Here is a 24,609-nt window from a genome sequence, read left to right as displayed (position 1 = left end):
GGTTTATCGCTTTGTCTGCTGTTCGCGCGTCCAGTCGTCGAAGCGGCGGTCTATCGTTTCCGACATGGCTTTGTAGTAATTTTCGTCGAAGGGGACGAATAGATAGGCTTCGTGCTGAAATTCGTCCGATTCGTAACGTTCTTTGCCGAAGTAGTCTTCCGCGTGCTTGTCCACGTCTTTGGGATAGAACGGGTCGTCTGTGTCGGAGTAGTCGTAGTAGCGCCACGCGAAGGCGTCGCCCGTTTCGTCGAAGAGCGTGTGCAGCAGTCTGCCGCCGAGCTCGCCGCGGACGAATTCGCGCAGGTCGGTCGTTTTGCCTTCGAGCACGGATTTTATGACGTTTCCGTATTTTCTTGTGAAGTCCGCGCTCATGAGGCCGCGTTCTATGCACCAACGCAGGTATATCGCCATGTGTCCGTAGGCGGCGATTTCGTCGAGCGGCAGATTTTTCCCTCGCAGGTCCTTGAGGTGCCATGCGGCGTCGTCCATCAGCTCCGGCGGCACTTCGTCCGCGCCTCCCTCGCAGGTGTTCGGGCGCTGCGGGTCTACGACGAAGCTGGCTCCCGCGTCCGCGAGCCTGGAAGAAAGCCCGTCGGCGCTGTGGGCTATTTTGTAGTCGAGCTCTTCCTGATATATAGGGATTACGAGGTAGAAGCATACTTTGTCGCCGCCCGGCAGAGCCGCGCGGAAGGCCTCTTTTTTGACGTTCTGAGGCGCGGCTAGGAATGCGGCGCAGAGCTCCGTGTCGCGCGAGAAGGCGCGCCCGCCGCCTATGGTGTGGCCCCAGCCTATCCATGTTTCCGGCTCGGAGGCGATTTCCGCAATCCAGCGCAGAACGTTCGCGGGCCACTGCCAGACGTCGCCGCCGTCGGAGATTTTCCAGTCCTTCGGCAGGCATATCATGAGCTCCGCGCGCGACATATCGCTGTCCTTCAGCTCCTCCGGCAGGTCCATGACGTGCGCGCCGAGGCCGCAGGTGACGAGCGTGTAGTAGTCGCGCTCGATCGACGGCGGGATTATGCAGATGTCCGCGCTGACGCCGCCGGGATTGTTGTCGTGCGATATGGTTTTTATCTTTCCGTAGTATTTTTCGATGTGGGCGGTTATCGCCGACGTTTCGTCCTCGGTGTAGAGCTCCGGCTCGCGCTGCGGGGCTTCTTCGCCGCCCTCTTCCCGCCGGATTATTTCGCCGTTTTTGTCGCGGTGTACGATGAACGCTTCGCCGCTTTCCGCGTCGGTCAGGTAATAGGCGTCGGTCGTATAGTCGAGGGCGACGGCTATGCCTGCAAGCGGGTAGGTCCGTCCTTCGGCGTCGGTCATTTCGGCCCATTCGCCGTCGATTTTGCCGCGCAGCTCCGTAAGCCATTCTGGGGTCGTCTTTGAGAGTCCGGCTTCGTTCATGCGGAATACCATGTCTATTTCTCGTCCGCGCCCTTTGTATGTGAAGCGGCGCCACGGGCCTGCATGTTCAAGGTTTTCTATGCCGAGTATCGCCTTTATCCTGTCGAGCTTTTCTTCGTCAAGACGGATGCAGTCTATCTGGCGCAGCTTCGCCTCCGCGTCGGCGTCGAGCCCTTCCTGGAGCTCCGCGTCGCTGTCCGGGTTTATCCAGTGGAACTCCATCTCTTCGAGCGTGCGTCCCTCTTCTATCTCGCGGCGCAGCGTCGTGAATTCGTAGTCGTCCGGCTCGAGTTCGAGGCCGCGTTCGACCGCGGCGAGCGCCCCGGCTTTGTCGCCGAAGTGGGCGCGCAGCTTGGCCGCCTGAAGCCAGCCCCACGGGTACGACGGGTCTTCGGCGACGCCGCGCTCCGCATACTCGCGCGCTTTTTCAAGCTGCCCCGTGTACAGCAGCGCGCAGGCGTAGCGGTAGTACCACGCGCCGCAGCCCTTGGCGTTTTTCTCCGAGGCGGGCATCCATTCCGTGACGGAGTAATATGCGCCGTACTGGTCGAGGTTGTTGTAAATGTAGGCGTACCAGAGCGCGATTTGCAGGTCCTCGCGCGCCTGCTCCTCGGTGAAGCGCCCTTCCTTTACGCCCGATTCTATGAAGTCTTCGAGAAACTGCAGCCCGCGCCAGAAATAGCTGCGCGCGCCGTCGTCGTTGAGGTAGTATTCAAGCATCGCGACATCGTCTTCGCCGAGAAGGCTCGCCGCGCGATTTGCGTTTTCTTCCTGATTTATGCCGTTCGTCTTTTCGTTGTCTTCCATTTGGAACATTTCCTCCGTCCAGATGTTTTATGCCGTGGGGATATTATATGACGAAAAAGCGTCGGTAAAACAGCCCGGCGGCGCGGCGAGGCGTGCGACAGGCGCGAAAAAAGGCGCGGTTTTTCGCCGCGCCTTTGTATTTATGCCGTTGTTGTGAAATTTTCGCCGTTCTACCTCGCGGGCTCGAAGCTCGGCTCGCGCAGGCGGAAGTCGGAGACGAGCTCCTGCATGAGCTCTTTCACCCTCATTATGGATTTTACCTTCGAGACGTTGCTGCCGCAGAAGAAGAGGCCGTTTTCCCAGTCTCCGCGGTAGGCGCTGACGAGCGCGTCTGCTATGCAGAAGGTCTCGTGCTGGAGCTTGCAGATGCAGTGCGAGAGGCAGCCGGCGCGGCAGGTCATTTTTTCGAGCGTGTCGGAGAAGTAGCGTTCGAGCAGCGGGCTCATGATTGCGCGCCCAGGCAGGCCGCAGGGGCTCTTGAGCAGCACGACGTCGTCCTCGTTCGCGTTGATGTAGGCTTCCTTGAAGCGGTCGGAGGCGTCGCCCTCTTTGGTCGCGGCGAAGCGCGTGCCCATCTGGACGCCGCTCGCGCCGAGCTCTATCGCTTCGTCGATGTCCTGCGAGTCCCAGATGCCGCCCGCAGCGACGACGGGGATGCTGAGGCCGAGCTCGCGGATGTATTTCACGAGCGCGGGAACGACTTCCTTGAGCGAGAATTTCTCGTCGAGCGCCTCTTCTTCGCTACGCGCGCCGAGGTGTCCGCCCGCGGTGTTGGGCGTCTCGACGACGAAGGCGTCGGGGATGCGGTTGTAGTGCTTGAGCCAGCGGCTGATGATGAGGCCCGCGGCCTTGACGCTGCTGACTATCGGGACGAGCGCAGTATCGGGGTGGCCCTCTGTGAGCTGCGGCAGCTTGAGCGGAAGTCCGGCGCCGGAGATTATCACGTCCGCGCCCGCCTCGCACGAGGTGCGCACGAGGTCTTCGTAGTCGCTGAGCGCGCACATGCAGTTGACCGCGATGACGCCGCCGTTCGAGGCTTCCTTCGCCTCTTTTATGTATCTTGCGAGGATCGTCTGATTGTTTTCGCTGATTTTCTTCGGGCCGAGCGAGAGGTCGAAGCCGTCTGATGACGCGGCGAGGCCGACGGAGGCTATCGTGCCTATCCCGCCCTCGGCCGCGACCGCCGCCGCAAGCTTCGGGCCTGAGACCATGATGCCCATGCCGCCCTGTATTATGGGGTATTTAGGCTGGTGCTTGCCAATCTTTAATACCGGTAATTCTTTGTTTTTGATGGCCATTTTAAATTCCTTTCAGGATATTTATTTTCAAACCTCAATCAATTCCACGCAATAGTGGAATACTGGATATGTTATTCCATAATTCACGCTTTGACAAGTCTTATTCTGCATTTTCCGTATGTCCGCGGTTTTTGCCGAAAGCCGGTATATTTCTAAAAGATTGTGTAGATTACTAATTGTTGACAACAGCGGGCCGTTACGTAGAATAGTCATATAACAGATTTCTTTATGAGGTGATTTGTTACATGAAGAAGTACTCCGAGCGTTCTATCGGCCTTTGCGACTGCAACAATTTTTTCGTCTCCTGCGAGCGCCGCGAGGACCCGTCGCTCGTCTCGCGCCCCGTCGTCGTGCTGAGCGGCAACGACGGCTGCATCGTCTCGCGCTCGGAGGAGGTGAAGGCTGCGGGGGTCGCGATGGGCGAGCCCTATTTCAAGGCGCGCGGCGTGCTGGAGCACATCGGCGCGGCTGTGCTGAGCGGGCGGCTCGGCCTCTACAATAAGATTTCGTCGGAGGTGATGGCCTGCCTTTCGCGCTTCACTGACACGATGGAGGTCTATTCGATAGACGAGGCTTTCATAAACCTAGCCATCGCCTCCGTGGAGGACGCGGAAGCCTACTGCCGCGCGATACGCGCCGAGATATGGCGGCGCTGCGGGATTCCCGTCTCGCTCGGCATTTCGTCGACGAAGACGCTCGCGAAGCTCGCCTCGCACGTCGCGAAGAAGTCGCGCGCGGGCGTCTTCTGGCTCGACGCGGCGCACAGGGACGACGCGGCGTGGATGGGGGCCTTCCCCGCGGGCGAGGTCTGGGGCGTCGGGTGCAGGACGGCGGCGAAGCTCGCGCTGCGCGGGCGCGTGAACACAGCCGCGGAGCTGATGCGCGCCGACGATTTGTGGCTCAAGGAGAATTTCTCGATAAACACGCTCTACACGGCATGGGAGCTGCGCGGCTTCCCGGCCTACCCGCTCGCGGCGAACCACGGCGCGGCTAAGTCCGTGCAGGTCTCGCGCTCCTTCGGCGAGCCGGTCTACTCCTTCGACGAGCTTCTCGACGCCGTCTCATACTTCACTATATGCGCGGCGCGCCAGCTGCGCGGCATGAAGCAGCGCGCCTCGCGCATGGGGCTCTACCTCCGCACCAGCCCGTTCCATCGGGAAAATTTCTACTCCCGCTTTGAAGAATGTTCCTTCCGCGAGCCGCGCTCGCTCGACGCGGACTTCCTCGCCGCGGCGCGCGTGCTGCTCTTGCGCGTTTTCGAGGCGGGGCGGCCCTACAAGAAGGCCGGAGTCCTGCTCTCCGGCTTCACCGACGTTAGCTGCGGCGTGCAGGGGCTTCTGTTCGACGGCGAGGAATCCGGCTCGCCGGCCGCGCACCGCGCCGCGGAGACGGCGGACGCGCTCAACGCGGAATTCGGCCGCGTCGTCATAGCGCCAGCCGACAACTTCACCGCGCCCGAGAAGAGCGCGCGCTGGCACCCGAGGCGCGAGCACAGCGCCGCGGCGGACGACGCGCGAGGCCGCCCGGCCCTTCCGCTCGGGCCGAAACGGCGCGTAAACTTCTGACGGCGCGGGGCCATGCCTTGCGGCTATGACGGTTCATGCGGCATAGGTATTTGTCATAGCTTCGCGGCGGCGCTATATTGTGCGCGTGGAATTGAAAAATCTGCATTGGAGGAAAAAATCATGGCTAAAAAAGTTCTTGTAATAACGTCGAGCATGAGACGCGGCGGCAACTCCGAGACGCTCGCGGACGAATTCGCGCGCGGCGCGGCGGAATCGGGCAACAGCGTCGAGAAAATAGCGCTCGCCGACTGCGAGCTGAAATTCTGCAAAGGCTGCCTCGCCTGCCAGAAGACGCGCAAATGCGTCATAAAGGACGGCACGGAGGCGATACTTGCGAAGATGAACGAGGCCGACGTGATAGCCTTCGCGACGCCGATCTACTACTACGAGATGAGCGGGCAGCTCAAGACGATGCTTGACCGCAGCAATCCGCTCTTCGGCACGGACTACGGCTTCCGCGACATATATCTCTTCACCTCCGCCGCCGACGACTCCGATGACGCCGACGAGCGCGCATTGGTCGGCCTTCAGGGCTGGATTGAATGCTTCGACAAAGCGGAGCTGAAGGGCAGCGTCCTCGCCGCGGGCGTCGACGCCGTGGGCGCAGTCAAAGGCAGTCCCGCGCTCGAACGCGCCTACGAGATGGGCCGCGCGGTAAAATAACGAAAGGAAGCGTGTAAACGATGAAATCAATGCTGACCTTCGCGGCGGCGCTCTTCACAGCCCTCAGCCTCGCCGTATGCGCCGAGGCCGCGCCCCTCCGCGTCGCCTCCGACGGCGCGCAGATGCAGCGCGAAAACCCCGCGATGCCGACGCGCGTCGCGCCGGAGAACGGCACGAAAATCCTGATGCACTTCGGCGACACGGTAATCCCCGGCGTCCTCAACGACGGCGAGACCGCGCAGGCGCTCGTCAAAATGCTCCCCTACAAGGTCCGCGTCAGCCGCTACTCGCACGACTTCTGCGGAATAATGGACGACCCTCTGCCGTATAAAGAGGAGGACGTACACCACGGCTGGCTCAACGGCGACATAGATTTCGCCACGGACGCGAACTACTTCACCATACTTTTCGACGATGAGGAAAATTCCGAGCAGTACGGCTATCAGGTCAACATCGGCGTGATAACCTGCGAACTGTCGAAGATAGCAGCGCTCGAAGGAAGCTACGAGGTCCTGATAGAGCTCGCAAAATAACAGCGCGCGCCGTGTCTGTAAAATTTCTGTAAATCCCGCTTCGCACTGACGGAGCGGGATTTTTCGTATTCGCGCATATCTTCGGGGACGGCTGTATAATGGCGGTGCATCTTCATATACGGACGCTTTGCTTTTTGGACGATTGCGAAGGGGACGAACAGCGCGCGAAAGGAGGCGTGAGAAAATGCTTGAACACAAATGCCCGTCATGCGGGCGTATGATCGGCTACGAAGGGCTCTGCTGGCTCTGCCGCGCGGAAGCGGAGCGGCGCGAGGCGCAGGCGTGGAGCGCGGAGCAGATTGCGGAAAGACAGCGGAAGATAATCGAAAATATAGAAAAGCTCGACGACTGGGACTCGCAGGAGACGAAAGACCTTTGGAAGCTGCTTTCGTACCACGGCGCCGTAACGCCCGAGATGCAGCGCGCGGCGCTCGCGGCAGGAGTTTTCGGCTTTGAACAGCTCTATTACCACGCGCCGTCGGACGTGGGCGCTGGGCTGGCGAAGGCGCTGACGGCGGCGGATTCGCCGAACGAGGCGGGTTATCTTATGGAGTGTCTGGCAATGCAGGGCGGGGACGAGGCTCTCGCGGCTCTGCTGGAGCTTGAACGCAATCCGCGCGCGTGGCGGAAAAAGCTGCACGTAGACCCCTCCATATACGCAGAGTGCGGCGGCTGGACCTTCGATAAGGAGGGGCGGCGGCGCGAGCTGGTATTCGACCGCTGCATCCCGCTTGTAAAGGGGACGCCGCGCGAAGACGAGCCGGCGCGCCTCATGCGCCCTAGAAACGACTTCTGCCCGCACTGCGGCTGCCGCATGGTCGACGCCGTGATCCTAGACGGACGCGACGAGCGGCTGCGCTTCCTTGGCGTGGACGGCGTGATAACGGCCGCCTGCTGCCCGAACTGCGTCGGCTTCGAGGAGGAGGGCGCTTTCACGCGCTTCGACCTGCGCGGCGGCGGCGAGCCTCTGCCGAATAATCTGACGCTCGACGATTGGGGAAATTGTCTCGGCGACGAGGGGCTGGCAGAGCTTGTAAACAACAGACTCGTCCTCGCGGAGCGCTGTGTGCCGCCATTCTACGGCGCGTACTACGAGGGCGTCAGCACGATAGGCGGCTTTGCGAACTGGATTCAGGACTGGCAGTACCTCGAATGCCCCGAATGCGGCAGGCCGATGAAATACGCGGCGCAGATAGAGTGGGATATGCTCTTCGACGAGTTCGGCGGAGAGGGCACGCTCTATCTCGAAATCTGCCCCGACTGCCATATCGCGGGGCTGCTGCACCAGCAGACGTAATTGAGGAGGCGGCGCGGAATTTATGGAAGGCGACAAATACGCGGAGTTCTCCGAAGGGCTGCGCCGCTACGCGGAACTTTACGAACGCGGCCTGAAAAAACAGGCGAACGCATATATCGCGGACTTCGTCCAAAATTTTGAAAAAAGCGGGACGGAGGCGGAACGGGAGGCGCTCCTATTCCGCTTCTGCCGCGATATCTGCGACGGCGGCGGGCTCGCGGAGCTCGCCGAGCGCGGCAACGGCCTGATGCCGCACGCGCTCGCCCGTATCGTCTGGGAATATCTGATAAAAGAATGCGCGGTGCATAAAATGCCGCAGATGCGCTGGATATATCAGCTTTTTCGCAGTAATTCGACGCTCTTCGCGCCGAGCGGCGAGCCCGATATTTACGCGATTCTCGAAGAAGCCTACGAAAGCCCCGAACGCGACGCGAAGACGGCGGAGCTGTGGCTGCGCGAGCTGCTGCGCCGCCTCGACTACGGCTCGCACGAGTTTCCCGAAATCTGCCTGATGCCGCGCGAATTTTACGAAGAGACCGTCGCGCAGGCGGAGCGCGTAATCAAGGAAAACGACGTACCCGCGGAGCTTGCGGCGGAGCTTGAATACTATAAGAAACTTTACCGCTGCTACGACGAGTATAGAGCAAGCGGCGGACGCAGGGATTTTTACGAATTATGCAAAGCGGCGGGTATTTGAAGCCGCGTGACTGAAGGAGCAGACGGCGTATCCCGTCACTCCGCGTCCATCGGCGAAAACGCCGCCGATGCTAGGAATGCACTAAAGAAATTTTATTTTATCCGCTGACGCGGACGGTGCGTTCCGTCGGAGCGCGGAATGACGATTAACGGGTGTTTTCTTAAAAAGTTGAATGAGTATAAAAAGCCGAAGCGCGGCGGTTTCCCGCGCTCCGGCCCGTTGTTTCTTCGGTTGCGCTTATTTCGTAAAGACTAGAACTTCTTGAATATCGAAGCCTTCGCGCCGCAGATGGGGCAGTTGGCCTCGGTCTTGCCCTTGTGGATGTAGCCGCAGATCGGGCAGAGATAGTAGTCGTCCTCGGCTCCGGCCATGTCGGCGAGGGCCTCTTTGTAGAGCTGCGCGTGGACCTTCTCGGCCTCGTTCGCGAAGTGGAAGACGCGGGCGGCAGTCTTGTCGCCTTCGGCCTCGGCTTCCTTGATCATCGGCGGGTACATCTCGCTGAACTCGTAGGTCTCGCCGTTGATGGCGGCCTGGAGGTTCTCGGCGGTGGTGCCGACTCCGCCGTTGGCGCGGAATTCCGCGAAGGCGTGGATGGTCTCGGCCTCGGCGGTGGCGCGGAAGAGCTTCGCTACGCCCTTGAATCCGTCCTTTTCAGCCTGCTCGGCGAACATGAGGTACTTGCGGTTGGCCTGGGACTCCCCGGCGAATGCGGCTGCGAGATTATCTTTCGTTGACATGAAAATTCTCCTCCTTAGAGTTCTTTATCCTGATAGTTTTTCCCACACATTTAGCGCGCCCGTGAGCACGTTATCTAAAACAATTATAAGTTTAATCCGCAATGGCGTTTTTGTCAAGCGCCGCGAAAATCCCCGCTAGAACTCGACGCCCGCGCGCGCCTGCACGCCGTCGCGGTATGGGTGCTTCACCTCGCGCATCTCGGTGACGAGCGCGGCGCGGTCTATGAACTCCCGCGGCGCGTTTCTCCCGGTCAGCACGACCTCCGTCCCCTCTGCTTTTTTGTCGAGCGCGGCGGCTACGTCGTCCGCCGTCAGCAGGCCGAAGTCCACGGCCACGTTTATCTCGTCGAGCACGACGAGGTCGTATTCGCCGGAGCTCATGAACTCCGCCGCGAGCTTCAGCCCGCGCCGCGCCTCGGCGAAATCCTCCTCCGTCTCGTCGCCCTTGAAGATGCACTGCGTCCGTCCCGTGCGCACGTGCGTGACGCAGGGCAGCATGGCGAGCGAGACGATTTCGCCGTAGACGGGGCTGCCCTTCATGAACTGCACGAAGGCGATCTTCGCGCCGCGCCCCGCCGCGCGCAGCGCGAGGCCGAGCGCCGCCGTCGTCTTGCCCTTGCCGTCGCCCGTGTAGACCTGTATCAGCCCTTTTTCGCCGAACATTTTTCTCCGCCTCCTCCGTGACGGCGCACGAAGTCCTCGATGAGCCGCGCCGATATGCTGACGCCGCGGTAGTACTCCGGAATCTCGTTCGGCGCGAACCACTTCGCGTCCTCTATCTCGCCCTCGTCGGGGCAGATTTCGCCGGACTCCCACTCTGCGGTGAAGCCGAGCATCAGCGAGCGCGGGAAGGCCCACGGCTGGCTCGCGAAGTATTTTATGTTTTTGACGCGGACCTTCGTCTCCTCGTAGACCTCGCGCGCGACGCACTCCTCGAGGCTCTCGCCCGGTTCGACGAAGCCCGCGAGCACGCTGTAGCGCCCGGGCGGGAAATTAACTCCGTGGCCCAGCAGAATCTTCCCGTCGCGCTCGACGCAGACGATGATGGCGGGGCAGATGACGGGGTAGATGAGCTCGCCGCACCTCGGGCAGCGCATCGCCCACTCCCTGTCGTCGAAGACGTTCGCCGCGCCGCATCGGCCGCAGAATTTGTGCGTCCGCTCCCAGTCCATGTAATGGAAGGCCTTGCCGATGCGGAAGAACTGCTCCTCGCCCGCCGTCGTCCAGCATGTGCGTCGCTCGCAGGCCTCGAAACCCGCGGGAATTTCGCACTCGTCCGAGAGCTCGGCCCAGACGTCGTCCGCGCCGTCCCTGTCCACAAGCCCGGAATTCACGAACCTCGCGGCGAGACAGTCCGGAACTTCGCCGCGCTCCGGCACGCGCCCGCCTCCGGCAAGAATCACGCGCCCCTTATGAAACATATAGCATAGAGACATTTACGGTCCTTCTTCCTCTTAGAACAGATATACCCGAACGTTATTGTACTGGACTTAGCGGCAAAAGAACACTATTATTTATACATCGCAATATCATTTCTCAGGAGGGCTCGTCATGATCGAAAAATTTGAACACGTAACCGCCGAAACCAAAGCCAACGTCTACTTCGACGGAAAGGTGATCAGCCACACGCTCTGGCTCGCGGACGGCGAAAAACGCACGCTCGGCATCTTCATGCCCGGCGCATACGAATTCGGCACCGCCGACGCCGAGATAATGGACCTCACCGACGGCGAGTGCGAAGTGCAGCTCCCCGGCTCCGACGAATGGAAATTCATGAAGGCCGGCGAAGCCTTCAAAGTCCCCGCCAACAGCAAATACGGCCTCCGCTGCTACGTCCCCGTGCAGTACATTTGCGCCTACGTGAAGGAATAACGCAAAAACGCGCGTAACCGAACGACAAACGAAAAGCCGGGGCGTGAGCCCCGGCTTGGTTTTGGTGTGTGCGCGCTTGATTCAGCTCAGAATAGCGGCGGCCGTTCTTAAAGTAAACGCATATAGTCGCGTGCTCCGTAGAAATAACGCATAATCAGCACGTTTTTTGAAACCTCGTCAATCTTATAAACAAGCACATAACTGCCTATAACAGCCATGCGGTATCCTTCCGCCCGAAGCTTTATGTCGGAGCATTCTCCGTACATATAAGGAGTCCGACGCAGATTTTCATAGCAGGCTTCAACGCCGTCCAGCAGCTCGCCGGCGGCTGATGGATTGAACAGCTTCTGCGTTATATAAGCGACGATATCGTCAGATCATTTTCCGCCTGAGCTGTAACGAACAGGCTATACATTATACTTCGCTCGTATATCGCTCAAAGAACTCGCCGCATCGGAAATCCTTCCCGCGCGGATATCTTCCTCCGCCTCGGCCAGCTTGGCATAGATATCCGCCATCCCGAGCCGCTCTTCATAAGTCCGCATACTCATAATCACCATATCGCCGTAGCCGTTTTTCGTGATATAGATCGGTTCCTTGCTTTCGCTGCACATCTGAGATATCTTCGCCGTGTCCTTCAAATCCCGAATAGGAATAATCTGCGGCATTATTATCACTCCTTCTGTGGCCTTATTATGTCATAAATATAAGCATAACGGCAAAATCAGAACTACCGGCTAAGCCGGTAGTTTGTGCCAGCCCTATAAGGGCATATTACCGGCAGCTCTAAACGAGCTTGAAAGTCCGCCAACCGCACCACTTTCCCGGGCGGCTCCTAAAGGAGCTTACCGGGAATCTTTTTTGCCTGAGTTGACCGGCTTACCCGTAAACGGGTCTACCGGCTCAAACAAACTCAGCTGGTCTGCTTGATAGTCCTCTTTCAGCTGGTTCCTGATATACTCCGCTATTTTCTTCTGGTTGCGCCCTACTGTGTCTACGTAATATCCTCTGCACCAGAAATGTCTGTTGCCATATTTGTATTTCATATGTGCAAAGCGGTCGAATATCATAAGCGAGCTTTTGCCCTTTAGGTATCCCATAATCTGCGACACACTGTATTTGGGCGGTATGGCAATCAGCATATGGATATGGTCTGCACAGAGATTGGCTTCAAGAATTTCAATTTCTTTCCTCTCGCAGAGAGTCCTTAAAATTTTCCCAATCTCAGTTTTCAGCCTGCCGTAGATAATCTGTCTTCTGAATTTCGGAGCAAAGACAATATGATATTTGCAATTCCATTTTGTATGTGCTAGGGTGTCATTATCCATATTTGGGACCTCCTCTGTACGTTGTTATAAGACGGTTGACGGACTTTCTTATACTACGTCAGAGGAGCTTTTGCTCATAGCTATAAGCTGAATGAACTCCCGGCATAGCCGGGAGATTTCTTTATACATAAAAAAGCCCTCGAAACGAGGGCTTTGACAACATCTGGAAAATTAATTGGCGGAGAGTGGAGGATTCGAACCCCCGGGGCTGTGACACCCAATTGATTTCAAGTCAATCACCATAGACCACTCGGACAACTCTCCGCGTTTACTGGTGCATTATAATCGCTGCGGCCTGTTATGGCAAGCGCGGGCGGCGTTTGCCGTCCGCGCGGGGGGTGTTATTTCTTCGCCTCCATGTATTTCGCCCAGTCGGCGTTGAACTGGTCGATGCCTTTGGTCGTGAGCGGGTGGTTGAAGAGCATTTTGAGGACTTTGAAGGGGACTGTCGCGTAGTCGGCTCCGGCTTTGGCGCATTCGAGGACGTGGGCGGGGTGGCGCAGGCTCGCGGCTATGACCTTGGTCTCAATGCCGTAGGCGTCGTAGATGTCTACTACGTCGTAGACGAGCTTGAGGCCGTCTTCGCCGATGTCGTCGAGGCGTCCGACGAAGGGGCTGACGTAGGTCGCGCCCGCGGCGGCGGCGAGTATCGCCTGGTTCGCGGAGAAGACGAGCGTGACGTTGGTTTTGATGCCGAGCGCGGTGAGTTCTTTTACCGCGCCGAGGCCGTCGGGGCAGAGCGGTATTTTGACGACGACCTGCGGGTGAATCTTGGCGATGACCTTCGCCTCTTCGACGAGCTTGGATTTTTCAAGCGATACGGCTTCGGCGCTGACTGGGCCGTTGACGACCTCGGCTATTTCGCGCACGCGCGTGTGGAAGTCGATGTTCCCCTCTTTGGAGACGAGCGTCGGGTTGGTGGTTACGCCGGCGACTACGCCCCAGGAGCAGGCTTCTTTGATTTCGTCGAGGTTGGCTGTGTCGAGGAAAAATTTCATTTTTTATCTCCCTTTCGGATAATGTGTATTTTTTTTAACGCGGCGCGTCCGCGTCATGTTTTTCGTCGGAGGGCGCGCGGCCTTCGGCTTCGCGTTCGCGCCTGTCCATTTCCGCGACTTCGCGGCTGAGCGTGAAGCTGAGGACGACGCGCAGGAGCACGATGACGGTGAGGACGATTACGCCCTGCAGGTCCGGGTTGCTTATCGTCCCGATTATGTCGGCGGCCATGAGGAATTGGAGGCCGAGCATGAGCGTCTCTTCGAGCGAGAGGCGCAGGTGCAGCCATTCGTTTTTCGCGGCGCGGCGGCGCGAGAGCGCGAGGCGCAGGCCGCGCGCGATCGCCGCGGCGACGCCGCAGAGTATGATGATTATGCTGATGAATTCTATCGCCGCGCAGGCGTATTCGGCGAAGAGGTGGAGCGTGTGCGGCGCGGAGCTGAGGATTTCCATGACGGCGTTATTTCGTCAGCAGGCCGCAGACGAGGACGAAGTATTCCGGCACGCGGCCCTCCGACGCCCATTTTATCGGCGTGGCGAGGAGGTTCTGCGCCGTCGCGCATACGTCGCCGCCGAGCGACTCTATGGAGTAGCGCATGAGCTCCGGACGGCGGCAGGGCGCGCCGGATTTTTTCGCGCATTCGGCGCAGAGCTCGCAGCTTCCCGCCGAGAGGCCGAGGCTGCCGGGGCGTTCTTTTTCGAGGGCGAGCGCGCGCTCCATGAGCTTTTGTTTCTCTGCGGAGAGCGCCGCGCGTATATCTTTGTTCGTATCCGGAGCGTTGTAGTCCGCGCCTATGAATTCCGGCGCGAGCTCGAGCTTTGTGCCGAATATCTGAAATTCGCGGAACTGCGTCCATAGGCCGAGCGGGTCGAAGCCGTAGGGCGGGCAGGACCATTTCGACGAGTAGTTATAGCACGCCCTGCAGCATTCGAGGAAGCGCGGCACGTCCACGTAGTCCCGGACGTAGTCGCTTACGGCGATTTTGTTTTCAAGCGGAACGGCGGAATATTTAAGCACGGCGTCGTCCTCCCTTCGCGCGGACCGTTTTTTACATTGTACTCAAGCGCGCGCGAAACTTCAACGCGCGGCGAGCCTTTCTGCGCGCCGCCGTTATGTCTTAGAATATGCGCATGTTTTTTCAAAGGAGAAGGTTTTATGAAAGGCTGTTACAAGGGCGTGCTCTGCCGCCTGACCGAATACCGAGCGATGGGGAAGACGGCGCCGGCTTTGTCCTATATTTCAAGTCCCGACCAGGAGACGATGCTGCGCGCGGGATTCACAGAGGTGCGGAACGGGTTGTGGCTGAAGCTGCTGACGGAGGATGAGTTTGAGGAAGTCGCGGCGGAGTTTGAAAAGTCCGGCCGGTCCGCGCATTCGGATAAAAAATAAGACGCCGCGCGGGCGTCTTATTTTTGCGGTAATGTAAGAGCTTTCGTTATATCGCGTATGCCTCGGGCGCTTCCTGCGGCTCGTTGCCGAGGTCGGCGTAGTTTTCCTTCGCGAATTTCGCGGGGAGGAAGTCCTTGGCGACCTGCGGGAAGAGGATGTAGGAGAGGACGTCTTCGGGCTGGGTGCACCATACGCCGATTTCTTTCTTCGCCTGCTCGATTTCCGGCGGGATTTTTTCGCCGGGGCGGCAGGTGATCGGCTGCTCGTCGCCGAGGACTATCTTCTGTATCTCTGGGTCGACTGGAGCCGGCGTCTTTCCGTAGTAGCCGCGGAAGTACTGGCGCACTTCGTTGGGGATCATCTTCCAGCGCTTGCCGGAGATGACGTTCATCGCGGCCTGCGTGCCGACTATCTGGCTGGTCGGGGTGACGAGCGGCGGGTAGCCCATTTCCTTGCGGACGCGCGGCACTTCCTCGAGCACTTCGTTGAATTTGTTGAGGCAGCCGCCTTCCTTGAGCTGGCTCTGGAGGTTGGAGTACATTCCGCCCGGTATCTGGTAGAGCAGGATGTTGATGTTGACTCCGCTGACGCCCATGATGATGTCCTTGTATTTTTCGCGGAGCTTCTGGTAGTGCTTCGCTATCGGCAGGAGCTTTTCAAGCGAGAGGCCGGTGTCGAGCGGGCCGCCCGCGAGCGCCGCGACCATCGTTTCGGTGGCGGGCTGGCTGGTGCCCATCGCGAAGGGCGATATGGCGCAGTCGACGACGTTGGCTCCGGCTTCGAGGGCCGCGAGGTAGGTCATGGAGGCCATGCCGCTGGTGTAGTGGCTGTGTATCTGGATGGGAAGGTCGACCTTTTTGCGTATCGCCTTGACGAGCGAGGAAGCCGCCGCCGGCGAGAGGAGCCCCGCCATGTCCTTGATGCATATCGAGTCGGCGCCCATTCCGGCCATGTCCTGCGCCTGCTTCGCGAAGAGTTCGAGCGTATGGACGGGCGACACGGTGTAGGATATCGTCATCTGGAGCTCTGCGCCCTCTTTCTTGACGGTCTCCGCGGCTATGGACATGTTGCGGAGGTCGTTGAGCGCGTCGAATACGCGGATGATGTCCATTCCGTTGCCGACGGCGCGCTTTACGAACTCGCGCACCGTCTCGTCGGAGTAGTGGCGGTAGCCGACGAGGTTCTGCCCGCGCAGGAGCATCTGGGTCTTCGTCTTCTTGAGGCGCTTTTTGAACTGGCGCAGCCTATCCCACGGGTCTTCGTTAAGGAAGCGCATCGCGGAGTCGAAGGTCGCTCCGCCCCAGCATTCTATGGAGTGGTAGCCTACTTCATCCACGGCCTCGCATATCGGCAGCATGTCCTCGGTGCGGAGGCGCGTCGCCATTATGGACTGGTGCGCGTCGCGGAACGCCGTCTCGGTTATTCCGACGCGGGGTTTTTTCTTCGTTTCGGCGGGCTTTTTCACTTCCTGCACGGAAATGGACGGAGCTTCCGCCGCCGCGGCCTGTTCTGCCTTTACGGCTTCCGCGGTGGTTATCTTCGTGGCTATAACGTTTCCGTTAGCGTCTTTGATTTCCTGCTTCACCACTGTTTCTGACATGGATGACCTACCCTTCCATCATAAATTCAAATCCGCAAGGCCGCGTCGCCGCGAGGCGGCGGCGTCCGTTCGGACTCCGCTGCGGCGTTTCGCGCCGCGGTCGTTGGGTTACTGTATATTACTTCGTCAGGCGGGGTTTATTCAAGTGCCGATGTCGTTTTTTTTCGTCAATTACTTACAATTTCGCAAGATTCTAAAAAATTTGTGCGGCGGGAGCATACAATTCGACCGTCCCGCGCGCAGCGCGCGTAAAAAAGAAGCCCCCGAATCGGGGGCTTCTCTGCGGTGTTGCTCAGTCTTTCGGACTAGTCGTCCATTTTCATTTCGGACATGTGCTTGTAGAAGCGCCATCTGTCCTTTATGGCCTTCTTCTCTTCTTCGAGAAGGAGGGCGGCCTCTTCTTTGTTCATGGTCTTGAGGCTCTTGTAGCGGACTTCGTTGTAGATGTAGTCCTCAAGCGGCAGCGTCGGCTCTTTGCTGTCGATGATGAGCGGGTTCTTGCCTTCCTTGGCGAGGTCCGGGTTGTAACGCATGAGCATCCAGTGGCCGGATTCCACGGCGCGCTTCTGCTGGTCGAGGCCGTTGACCATGTCTATGCCGTGCGCTATGCAGTGGCAGTAGGCGATGATGATGGAAGGTCCGTTGTAGGCTTCGGCTTCCTTGAATACCTTGACGGTGTGCGCGTCGTTGGCTCCGATGGCTACCTTGCCGACGTAGACGTCGCCGTAGCTCATGGCCATCATGGCGAGGTCCTTCTTGCCCATCTTCTTGCCCGCGGCGGCGAATTTCGCCACGGCTCCGCGCGGGGTCGACTTCGAGGCCTGTCCGCCGGTGTTGGAGTAGACTTCGGTGTCGAGGACGAGGATGTTGACGTTGCGGCCCGAGGCGATGACGTGGTCGAGTCCGCCGTAGCCGATGTCGTATGCCCAGCCGTCTCCGCCTATGCTCCAGACGGATTTCTTCGCGAGGTTGTCGATGACGGATTCAAGCTCTTCGGCCTCTTCGGTGCCCATGTAGTGGAGCTGGGCCTTGACTTCGTCGATTTTCTCTTCGACGGCCTTTATCTCGGCCTCGGTGGTCTGCGGGGCTTCGAGTATCGCCTTGACGGCCTCTTCGCCGAGCTCGGGCTCCATCTTCTTGAGGAGCTCCGCGGCGTATTCGGCGTGCTTGTCTATCGCGAGGCGGAAGCCGAGGCCGAATTCGGCCGCGTCTTCAAAGAGCGAGTTGCTCCACGCGGGGCCTCTGCCTTCGTCGTTGACGCACCACGGGGTGGTCGGGAGGTTGCCTCCGTAGATGGAGGAGCAGCCGGTGGCGTTGGCTATTATCGCCCTGTCGCCGAAGAGCTGCGAGAGGAGCTTGAGGTACGGAGTTTCGCCGCAGCCGGTGCAGGCGCCCGAGAACTCAAAGAGCGGACGGAGGAGCTGTACGTCTTTGACGGTCGAGGTGTTGAGCTGGTTCCTGTCGGTCTCGGGGATGTCGAGGAAGAAGTTCCAGTTCGCGCGCTCGGTTTCGCGGAGCGGCATCTGGGTCTTCATCGTGAGCGGACGCGCGCCGCCCTCTTCCTTGGCCTTCACCGGGCAGTTGTGGGCGCAGAGGCCGCAGCCGGTGCAGTCCTCGGGAGCGATCTGTACCGTGAAGGCTTCGCCCGCGAAGTTCTTCCACTTCGCGTCGGCGTGCTTGAAGGTCTCGGGGGCGTCCTCAAGGAGCTTCTTGTCGTAGACCTTGGAGCGTATCGCAGCGTGCGGGCAGACGAGTACGCACTTGCCGCACTGGATGCAGAGGCTCGGATCCCAGACGGGGATGTCTATCGCGATGTTGCGCTTCTCGTACTGCGTGGTCGCGGTCGGGAAGGTTCCGTCCTCGGGCAGGGCGGAGACGGGGAGGCTGTCGCCTTCGAGGACCATCATGGGGCCGAGCACGTCTTTGACGAACTCGGGCGCGTCGTCGGCGACGGGCGGCTTGATGTCGAAGGTGCTGGTCGCCTCGGCGGGGACTTTGACCTCGTGGAGGTTGGCGAGGGTTTCGTCGACGGCCTTGATGTTCTTGTCGACTATCGCCTGGCCCTTGCGGCTGTAGCTCTTGACTATGGAGTCCTTGATGGCCTTGATGGCTTCGTCCTGCGGAAGGATGCCGCTGATGGCGAAGAAGCAGGTCTGCATGATTGTGTTCGTGCGGGAGCCCATGCCGGTTTCCTTCGCGATTTTGACGGCGTCGATGACGTAGAACTTGAGGTGCTTGTCTATTATCTGCTTCTGGTAGCGGTAGGGCAGCTTGTCCCAGATCTCTTCGGGGCCGAAGGGCGCGTTGAGGAGGAAGGTGCCGCCGTCGGCCGCGTTCTTGAGCACGTCGAGCTTCTCAAGGAAGGAGTAGACGTGGCAGGCGAGGAAGTTGGCCTTGTTGATGAGGTAGCTGGCGTATATCGGGTCGGGGCCGAAGCGCAGGTGGCTGACGGTGTAGCCGCCGGACTTCTTGGAGTCGTAGCTGTAGTAGCCCTGCGCGTAGAGGTCGGTCTCCTGGCCTATTATCTTGATGGAGTTCTTGTTCGCGCCGACGGTTCCGTCCGAGCCGAGGCCGTAGAAGAGGCAGCGTACCGTCTTCGGGTTCTCGGTGTCGAAGGAGGGATCGTAGGGCAGGCTCGTGAAGGTGACGTCGTCCTCGATGCCGATGGTGAAGCCGTCTTTCGGCTCGAGCTTGTTGAGCTCGTCGTAGACGCCCTTGACCATTGCGGGGGTGAAGTCCTTCGAGGAGAGGCCGTAGCGTCCGCCGACGACGGTGATGCCGCTGCCGTTAAGCGCCTCGCGCACGTCGGCGCAGAGGGGCTCGCAGATGGCCGCGGGGTCTTTGCTGCGGTCGAGGACGGCTATGGTCCTGACTGTCGCGGGCAGCGCGTTGCAGAAGCGCTTGACGTCGAAGGGACGGAAGAGGCGGACGGCGACGAGGCCGACCTTCTCGCCGTGCTGGTTCATGTAGTCGACGGTCTCGCGCGCTACCGCCGCGCCGGAGCCCATGATGACTATTACGCGCTCGGCGTCTGCCGCTCCGTAGTAGTCGAAGAGGTGGTACTGGCGGCCGGTGATCTTCGCGAATTTGTCCATCGCGGCCTGGAAGATGTCGGGCATATCGGCGTAGTAGCGGTTGGCGCCTTCTCTGGCCTGGAAGAATACGTCGGGGTTCTGCGCGGTTCCGCGGACGAGCGGCGCGTCGGGGGTGAGTCTGTTGTAGCGGTGCTCGCGGACGAGGTCGTCGTCGATGCAGGCGCGCATTGTGTCGTAGGATATTTCTTCAATTTTCATTTCTTCGTGGCTGGTGCGGAAGCCGTCGAAGAAGTGGAGGACGGGGACGTGTCCCTCGAGGGTCGCCATCTGGGCGATGAGGGCGTTGTCGGTGGTCTCCTGGACGGTCGAGGAGCAGAGCATGGCCCAGCCGGTGTTGCGGACCGCCATTACGTCGGAGTGGTCTCCGAAGATGGAGAGCGCGTGGGTCGCGAGGCTGCGCGCCGTGACGTGCATTACGGTGCTGGTGAGCTCGCCCGCTATCTTGTACATGTTCGGGATCATGAGGAGAAGTCCCTGCGAGGCGGTGAAGGTCGTGCCGAGCGCTCCGGCCTGTATCGCTCCGTGGTAGGCTCCCGAGGCTCCGGCCTCGCTCTGCATCTCTTCGACGAGCGGGACGGTTCCCCAGATGTTCGGACGGTGCTCCGCGGACCACTGATCCGACCATTCTCCCATCGGCGACGACGGCGTGATCGGGTAGATCGATATTACCTCGTTCACGGCGTGGGCGACATGCGCCGCCGCTTCGTTGCCGTCTACCGTTACCATCTTTCTCTCTGACATTTTTTTACCTCCCATTTGCTTCCCAACATTTGGGTTTTGTGCCTATTATTGTCAAACAACTTATTATTGCACAATTTTCTGCAAATTTCCAGCCCTCGCGGCTAATTCGCGCAAAATAACGATAATCCGCGCCAATATTGAAGATTATGCGCCGCGGCGGCGATATTATGCGCCTAACTTTCCGTAAAGAATGCGTAAAGATTTCGTCGCGCGGAAAAACGGAGCACGCCCCGCCGCACGGAGGTGCGTAAGGGCGCGCTCGTTTTTTCGCTATCTTTTGCGCGGACGCGCAGCTACTTCGCCGCGTACACTCCGTCGATGAGCGTGCCGTCGCGGTACTCGACCGCGGCGATGAGCCTGTCGTAGTCGAACTCTATCGGCTCGGGGACGCCAGTGAGCTTTTCGACCTCGCCCTTGAGCTTCTCGATGTCTATGACGGGGAGCTTCGCCTTCAGCGCCGCTTCGAGAACTTCGGCGCGCCGCGGGTTCACGCAGATGCCGCGCTCCGTTACGATCACGTCCACCGTCTCGCCCGGCGTCGTTATCGTCGTGACGCGGTTCTTAATCGACGGCACGCCGCCGCGGAACGAGGGGCAGACGACTATTGAGAGCGCCGCGCCCGCCGCCGCGTCCTGGTGTCCGCCGGAGGCTCCGCGCAGAACGCCGTCGTTGCCGGTCAGCACGTTGACGTTGAAGTCCGTGTCCGCCTCGAGCGCCGCGAGCACGACGCAGTCAAGGTTGTTGACGACCGCGCCTGCGTTGAAGGGGTTCGCGTACCACGAGGCGTCTATCTCTATGTGGTTCGGGTTGGAGAGCATCGACTTCGTGACCACCGCGTCGAAGGACTGCACGTCGAAGACGGTGCGGAAAAGCCCCTTGTCGTGCATCGAGGCCATGTAGCCGCCGACGCCGCCGAGGCCGAAGCTTCCGACGATGCCCTTCTCGACCATGTACTCCTCGAGGTAGGAGGCCACCGCGAGGCTAGCGCCGCCGACGCCCATCTGGAAGGAGAAGCCCGGCTGCACGACGCCCGCCGCTTTCATGAGGCGGAAGGAGTCCTGCGCGATTTTCAGGTCTACAGGATTGCGCGTGATGCGCGCCGCTCCGGTCGCGATCTTCGCGGGATTGCCGATGCTGTCCGCGACGACGACCTGATCGACCAGATACTGCGGGATGGAGATTTTAGGCGAAAGCGGGTATTCGACGAGGTTGTCCGTTATCGCTATGACGTGCGCCGCGCTGCGCGCGTCCGTTATCGCGTAGCCGAGCGAGCCGCAGGCGGACGGGCCCTGTACGCCGTTTATATTTCCGAGGCAGTCGCAGGCCGGGGCCGCAAGGAAGGCGACGTCTATCTGTATCGAGCCTTCTTCGATGGCGCGCGCGCGTCCTCCGTGGCTGCGGATGATTACGGGGATATCGGCCTCGCCGCTCGAGAGCAGCTTCCCGAGCTCGCCGCGCACGCCCGACGTGTAGAGTTTGCCGATGAGCCCGCTTCTGATGTAGTCCGCCACGCAGTCGTGCGCGTCCGGAATCGAGCTGGGCGCGAAGGTCAGGTTCTTGAACCCCATCGCGTCGAGCTCGGCGAGAACCATCGGAATGACGGCGTCTCCGTTGCGCAGATGGTGGTGGAAGGATATCGTCATGCCGTCGCGCAGGCCGGACTTTTCTATCGCGTCGCGCAGAGATTTCGCGCGCTTGTCGCGGCACGGGACGGCGGCGCGCACCGGCTTCGGCGCGGAGCGCATTCCCGAGGCCGCCGCTATTCTGCCGAATGGCGAGGAATATGGCTCGAAGGCCCCCGCGCCCGGAACTTCAAGAGGCACTATCCTGCCGAGAGAATTTACAGCCGTCTTCATCTTAGAGCGCCTCCCTTTCGATTCCGTAAAGCTCCGCGAGCGCCAGCAGATGCGCCGAGCGCGCGACAATCGGCGCGTCCACCATCTTGCCGCCGACCGAGATTACGCCCTTGCCCTCGCGTTCCGCGGCCTCGGCGGCCTCGACGACGCGCAGAGCCTTGCGCAGCTCCGCCATCTCGGGCATGAAAGCCTTGTGAATCGTCGGAATCTGCCCCGGGTGTATGCAGGCCTTGCCAGTGAAGCCGAGCTCGACGATTTCCTTCGACTCGTTGTAAAGCCCCTCCGGGTCGTTGAGGTCCGTCCAGACCGTGTCGAACGAGGCGACGCCCGCCGCGTGCGCCGCGGCGACTATGCGGCTGCGCGCGTAGAAAAGCTCGCGCCCGCCGCGCGTCTTCTGGATTCCCATGTCGGCGGTGAAGTCCTGGCCGCCGAGCGTCAGCGCCGTCACGCGCGGACAGGCCGAGGCGATGCGGAAGGCGTTCTCAAGGCCAAGCGCCGTCTCCACCATAGCGTGAAGCTGCACAGTGCCGCGCTCCATGCCGCATTTTTCCTCCGCCTCGCCTATCTTCTCGTCGGCGAGCAGCACGTCCGCCTCCGAATTGCACTTCGGCAGGCGCACCGCGTGCGGGCGGCAGGGGATTATCGTCTCTATGTCCTTTTCAAAAAACTCCGTATCCGCGCCGTTGAGACGCACCGTCACGAACAAATCCTTAAAATCGAACTCGCGCAGGAACCACGAGGCCATCACGCGCGCAGAATCCTTCTCCGTGTAGGCGATCGCGTCCTCGAGGTCTATCAGGATGCTGTCGCAGCCGAAGATAGGCGCGTGCTGCAGCATCCCCGGAGAATTCGCGGGAATATAAAGCATCGAACGCATCGGGCGCATAGCCTATTCCCCCTTCGCCGCGCGCAGCAGAGCCGTCTCGAGCCGCGCCTTTATCGTAATCTCTATAGCGCCCTGGTCCTGTATAACGACGCTAGCGCCGCTGACGGAATGTTTGTCAAGCATCTCCCTGACCAGCCCCTCGGTGCGCTTCGCGAAAATCACGCTGTTCGCGCCGCGGTAGTCGAGCTCGAATCTCTCACAGGGCGAAACGGTAACGACGCAGTCCGACGACTCCAAAGTCCCCGCGCTTGCCGTGTGAAGAAGTTCCATCGAATCATCACTCCTCCGTTAAATTAACGGGGAAGCCGAGGCTTCCCCACAAACGTTTCTTATTATAGCCCCTTACGCCGCCGCGGCCTTCCGCTTCTTGCGCCAATCGCTGATGAAGGGCCACGCGATGGAGAATATCGTCAGGAAGAAGAGCACCCAGCAGATTCCGCCGCGGAAGAATATCGACGGGTCGTTGTCCGCGAGCATCATCGACTGACGGTAGGACTGTTCCATGGAGGCTCCGACGACGACAGCCAGTATCATCGGCGAGGTCGGCACCTTGTACTTCTTCATAAAATAACCGAAGAGTCCGAGGACGACGAGAACCACGAAGTCTACGACGCTGAAGTTGATGGTGTACGCGCCGATGAAGGCGACCGCTACTATTGCGGGGTAGAGTATCTTCGTCGGAACCGCGAGGATGCGGACCAGGAGGCTCGCGAGCGGCAGGTTGATGATGGCGCAGACGACGTTGCCTATGAACATACTCGCGATAACCGTCCACGCAACGTCAGCGTGCTGCTCGAAAAGAAGCGGCCCGGGCTGCATGCCGAGAATCATAAGAGCGCCGAGCATGACGGCGGTCGTGCCGGAGCCGGGGACGCCGAGCGTCATCATCGGGATGAGCGCGCCGACGGAGCAGGCGTTGTTCGCCGCTTCGGGGGCCGCCAGCCCTATGATTTCTCCCTTGCCGAACTTCTCGGGCTCCTTCGACCACTGCTTTTCGTTGTTGTAAGCCATGAGAGCCGCTATTGTGCCGCCCGCTCCGGGGAGGACTCCGACGAAGAAGCCTATGGGCGTCTCGCGCAGAATCGCCGGCAGACAGCGTTTGAACTCATCCATTGTGACCCAGATGCGGCCGAATTTGGACTGTATCTTGATAGCGACTTCGGATTTTATAGTCTCCATATTCTGGAAGACCTCGCCCAAGCCGTAGACGCCGATGATGACGACGACGACGTCGATGCCGGTCTGGAGCGCCGTGAGGCCGAAGGTGAAGCGTATCGCGCCGGACTGCGGGTCGATGCCGACCGTCGCAATCATGAGGCCGAGGCACATCGAGAGAAGCCCCTTGAGCATAGCTTCCTTAGATATAGCCGCCGTCGCCGCGAGCGCGAAGCACATGAGCATGAAGTATTCCGGCGGGCCGAATTTAAGAGCGAAGCGCGCGACCGGGACGGCTATCGCGACGAAGGCTATCGTCGATATCATGCCGCCGATGAAGGAAGCTATCGCGGAGATGGCGAGAGCCGCTTCCGCGCGTCCCTGCGTCGCCATCGGGTAGCCGTCGAAGCAGGAGGCGACAGAGGCTCCGTCGCCGGGGACGTTGATGAGTATCGAGCTGCGCGAGCCGCCGAACATCGCTCCGTAGTAAATGGCGCACATCGTGACGAGCGCAGTGTCGGGGCTCATGGTGAAGGTGAGCGGGATAAGCAGCGCTATGCCGGTGCTGGGCCCTATGCCCGGGAGCATGCCGAGAACCGTTCCGAGAGCGGAGCCGATAGTCAGCCACACCATGTTGGTGAAGGTCAGCGCCTGCGCGAAGCCGGAGAATAAAAGACTTAAGACTTCCATAA

23 protein-coding genes and 1 tRNA gene are annotated in these 24,609 nt (G+C 60.1%); 7 read left to right on the top strand and 17 right to left on the bottom strand.

Features of this window, described 5'->3' with window-relative positions:
* Positions 1–3: 3 nt before the first annotated feature.
* Complete coding sequence (locus ABGT66_RS12590) at positions 4–2,208, bottom strand: suppressor of fused domain protein (protein ID WP_346691079.1); 2,205 nt, start codon at positions 2,206–2,208, stop codon at positions 4–6.
* A gap of 170 nt (positions 2,209–2,378) precedes the next feature.
* Positions 2,379–3,506, bottom strand: coding sequence for a nitronate monooxygenase family protein (locus tag ABGT66_RS12585; RefSeq protein ID WP_346691077.1), 1,128 nt, complete (start codon positions 3,504–3,506; stop codon positions 2,379–2,381).
* Between the two features lie 245 nt (positions 3,507–3,751).
* On the opposite strand from ABGT66_RS12585, the gene ABGT66_RS12580 reads away from it, so the two are divergent.
* The 5 genes from ABGT66_RS12580 to ABGT66_RS12560 all read left to right on the top strand — a co-directional run bounded on the left by ABGT66_RS12580 (position 3,752) and on the right by ABGT66_RS12560 (position 8,261).
* On the top strand, positions 3,752–5,071 hold the full coding sequence (locus tag ABGT66_RS12580; protein ID WP_346691075.1) for a Y-family DNA polymerase: 1,320 nt from the start codon (positions 3,752–3,754) through the stop codon (positions 5,069–5,071).
* A gap of 120 nt (positions 5,072–5,191) precedes the next feature.
* Positions 5,192–5,734: a flavodoxin family protein gene (locus ABGT66_RS12575; protein WP_346691074.1), complete on the top strand. Its 543-nt coding sequence runs from the start codon at positions 5,192–5,194 to the stop codon at positions 5,732–5,734.
* Positions 5,735–5,754: 20 nt separating this feature from the next.
* Positions 5,755–6,267, top strand: a complete 513-nt coding sequence (locus ABGT66_RS12570) for a cyclophilin-like fold protein (RefSeq protein WP_346691073.1) — start codon at positions 5,755–5,757, stop codon at positions 6,265–6,267.
* Positions 6,268–6,451: 184 nt separating this feature from the next.
* A complete protein-coding gene (locus ABGT66_RS12565) occupies positions 6,452–7,564 on the top strand; it encodes a hypothetical protein (protein WP_346691072.1) in 1,113 nt (370 codons plus the stop codon).
* A gap of 22 nt (positions 7,565–7,586) precedes the next feature.
* The gene (locus ABGT66_RS12560) at positions 7,587–8,261 is read left to right on the top strand and encodes a hypothetical protein (RefSeq protein WP_346691070.1); all 675 of its coding nucleotides are present in this window, start codon (positions 7,587–7,589) and stop codon (positions 8,259–8,261) included.
* A gap of 251 nt (positions 8,262–8,512) precedes the next feature.
* On the opposite strand, the gene ABGT66_RS12555 is transcribed toward ABGT66_RS12560, so the two are convergent.
* From ABGT66_RS12555 to nudC, 3 genes are all read right to left on the bottom strand, one after another.
* A complete protein-coding gene (locus ABGT66_RS12555; protein ID WP_294195033.1) occupies positions 8,513–8,998 on the bottom strand; it encodes a rubrerythrin family protein in 486 nt (161 codons plus the stop codon).
* A gap of 135 nt (positions 8,999–9,133) precedes the next feature.
* A complete protein-coding gene (gene cobO, locus ABGT66_RS12550) occupies positions 9,134–9,661 on the bottom strand; it encodes a cob(I)yrinic acid a,c-diamide adenosyltransferase (protein ID WP_346691069.1) in 528 nt (175 codons plus the stop codon).
* On the bottom strand, positions 9,640–10,434 hold the full coding sequence (gene nudC, locus ABGT66_RS12545; protein ID WP_346691067.1) for an NAD(+) diphosphatase: 795 nt from the start codon (positions 10,432–10,434) through the stop codon (positions 9,640–9,642). Before nudC ends, cobO begins: the two co-directional genes overlap by 22 nt.
* A gap of 115 nt (positions 10,435–10,549) precedes the next feature.
* Here nudC and ABGT66_RS12540 point away from each other — a divergent pair, with 115 nt between their 5' ends.
* Positions 10,550–10,870 (top strand): pyrimidine/purine nucleoside phosphorylase, encoded by a 321-nt coding sequence (locus ABGT66_RS12540; RefSeq protein ID WP_294195027.1) that lies wholly within the window; start codon positions 10,550–10,552, stop codon positions 10,868–10,870.
* Positions 10,871–11,277: 407 nt separating this feature from the next.
* Here the strand turns inward: ABGT66_RS12540 and ABGT66_RS12535 are convergent, their stop codons facing one another.
* The 6 genes from ABGT66_RS12535 to ABGT66_RS12510 form a co-directional block, all read right to left on the bottom strand.
* Positions 11,278–11,538, bottom strand: a complete 261-nt coding sequence (locus ABGT66_RS12535; RefSeq protein ID WP_294195023.1) for a type II toxin-antitoxin system Phd/YefM family antitoxin — start codon at positions 11,536–11,538, stop codon at positions 11,278–11,280.
* A 177-nt stretch (positions 11,539–11,715) separates the two neighbouring features.
* Positions 11,716–12,198 (bottom strand): IS200/IS605 family transposase, encoded by a 483-nt coding sequence (tnpA, locus tag ABGT66_RS12530; RefSeq protein WP_346691064.1) that lies wholly within the window; start codon positions 12,196–12,198, stop codon positions 11,716–11,718.
* 176 nt (positions 12,199–12,374) lie between these two features.
* Positions 12,375–12,462: transfer RNA gene (locus ABGT66_RS12525), tRNA-Ser, on the bottom strand.
* Positions 12,463–12,539: 77 nt separating this feature from the next.
* Entirely contained in the window at positions 12,540–13,196 is a 657-nt protein-coding gene (gene fsa / locus ABGT66_RS12520; protein ID WP_294194316.1) for a fructose-6-phosphate aldolase, read from the bottom strand.
* Between the two features lie 34 nt (positions 13,197–13,230).
* Positions 13,231–13,647: a DUF1622 domain-containing protein gene (locus ABGT66_RS12515; protein ID WP_346691062.1), complete on the bottom strand. Its 417-nt coding sequence runs from the start codon at positions 13,645–13,647 to the stop codon at positions 13,231–13,233.
* 7 nt (positions 13,648–13,654) lie between these two features.
* Positions 13,655–14,212 carry a DUF2284 domain-containing protein gene (locus ABGT66_RS12510; protein ID WP_346691060.1) on the bottom strand — a complete coding sequence of 186 codons (558 nt, stop codon included), beginning with the start codon at positions 14,210–14,212 and terminating at the stop codon, positions 13,655–13,657.
* A 138-nt stretch (positions 14,213–14,350) separates the two neighbouring features.
* On the opposite strand from ABGT66_RS12510, the gene ABGT66_RS12505 reads away from it, so the two are divergent.
* Entirely contained in the window at positions 14,351–14,584 is a 234-nt protein-coding gene (locus tag ABGT66_RS12505; protein WP_346691058.1) for a hypothetical protein, read from the top strand.
* Between the two features lie 46 nt (positions 14,585–14,630).
* Here ABGT66_RS12505 and ABGT66_RS12500 read toward each other — a convergent pair whose 3' ends face one another.
* From ABGT66_RS12500 to ABGT66_RS12475, 6 genes are all read right to left on the bottom strand, one after another.
* Positions 14,631–16,184 carry a pyruvate carboxylase subunit B gene (locus ABGT66_RS12500; RefSeq protein ID WP_346691056.1) on the bottom strand — a complete coding sequence of 518 codons (1,554 nt, stop codon included), beginning with the start codon at positions 16,182–16,184 and terminating at the stop codon, positions 14,631–14,633.
* A gap of 305 nt (positions 16,185–16,489) precedes the next feature.
* A complete protein-coding gene (gene nifJ, locus ABGT66_RS12495) occupies positions 16,490–20,020 on the bottom strand; it encodes a pyruvate:ferredoxin (flavodoxin) oxidoreductase (protein WP_346691054.1) in 3,531 nt (1,176 codons plus the stop codon).
* 293 nt (positions 20,021–20,313) lie between these two features.
* On the bottom strand, positions 20,314–21,876 hold the full coding sequence (gene citF, locus ABGT66_RS12490) for a citrate lyase subunit alpha (RefSeq protein ID WP_346691052.1): 1,563 nt from the start codon (positions 21,874–21,876) through the stop codon (positions 20,314–20,316).
* Position 21,877: 1 nt separating this feature from the next.
* Positions 21,878–22,744, bottom strand: a complete 867-nt coding sequence (locus tag ABGT66_RS12485) for an aldolase/citrate lyase family protein (RefSeq protein ID WP_346691050.1) — start codon at positions 22,742–22,744, stop codon at positions 21,878–21,880.
* A gap of 21 nt (positions 22,745–22,765) precedes the next feature.
* Entirely contained in the window at positions 22,766–23,032 is a 267-nt protein-coding gene (gene citD, locus ABGT66_RS12480; RefSeq protein ID WP_300260730.1) for a citrate lyase acyl carrier protein, read from the bottom strand.
* 72 nt (positions 23,033–23,104) lie between these two features.
* A complete protein-coding gene (locus ABGT66_RS12475; RefSeq protein WP_346691049.1) occupies positions 23,105–24,607 on the bottom strand; it encodes a tripartite tricarboxylate transporter permease in 1,503 nt (500 codons plus the stop codon).
* Positions 24,608–24,609 lie beyond the last annotated feature (2 nt).

Origin of the sequence: uncultured Cloacibacillus sp. (assembly GCF_963926575.1) — a bacterium.
GTDB lineage: Bacteria > Synergistota > Synergistia > Synergistales > Synergistaceae > Caccocola > Caccocola faecigallinarum.
This window is presented reverse-complemented; position numbering and strand designations above follow the sequence as displayed.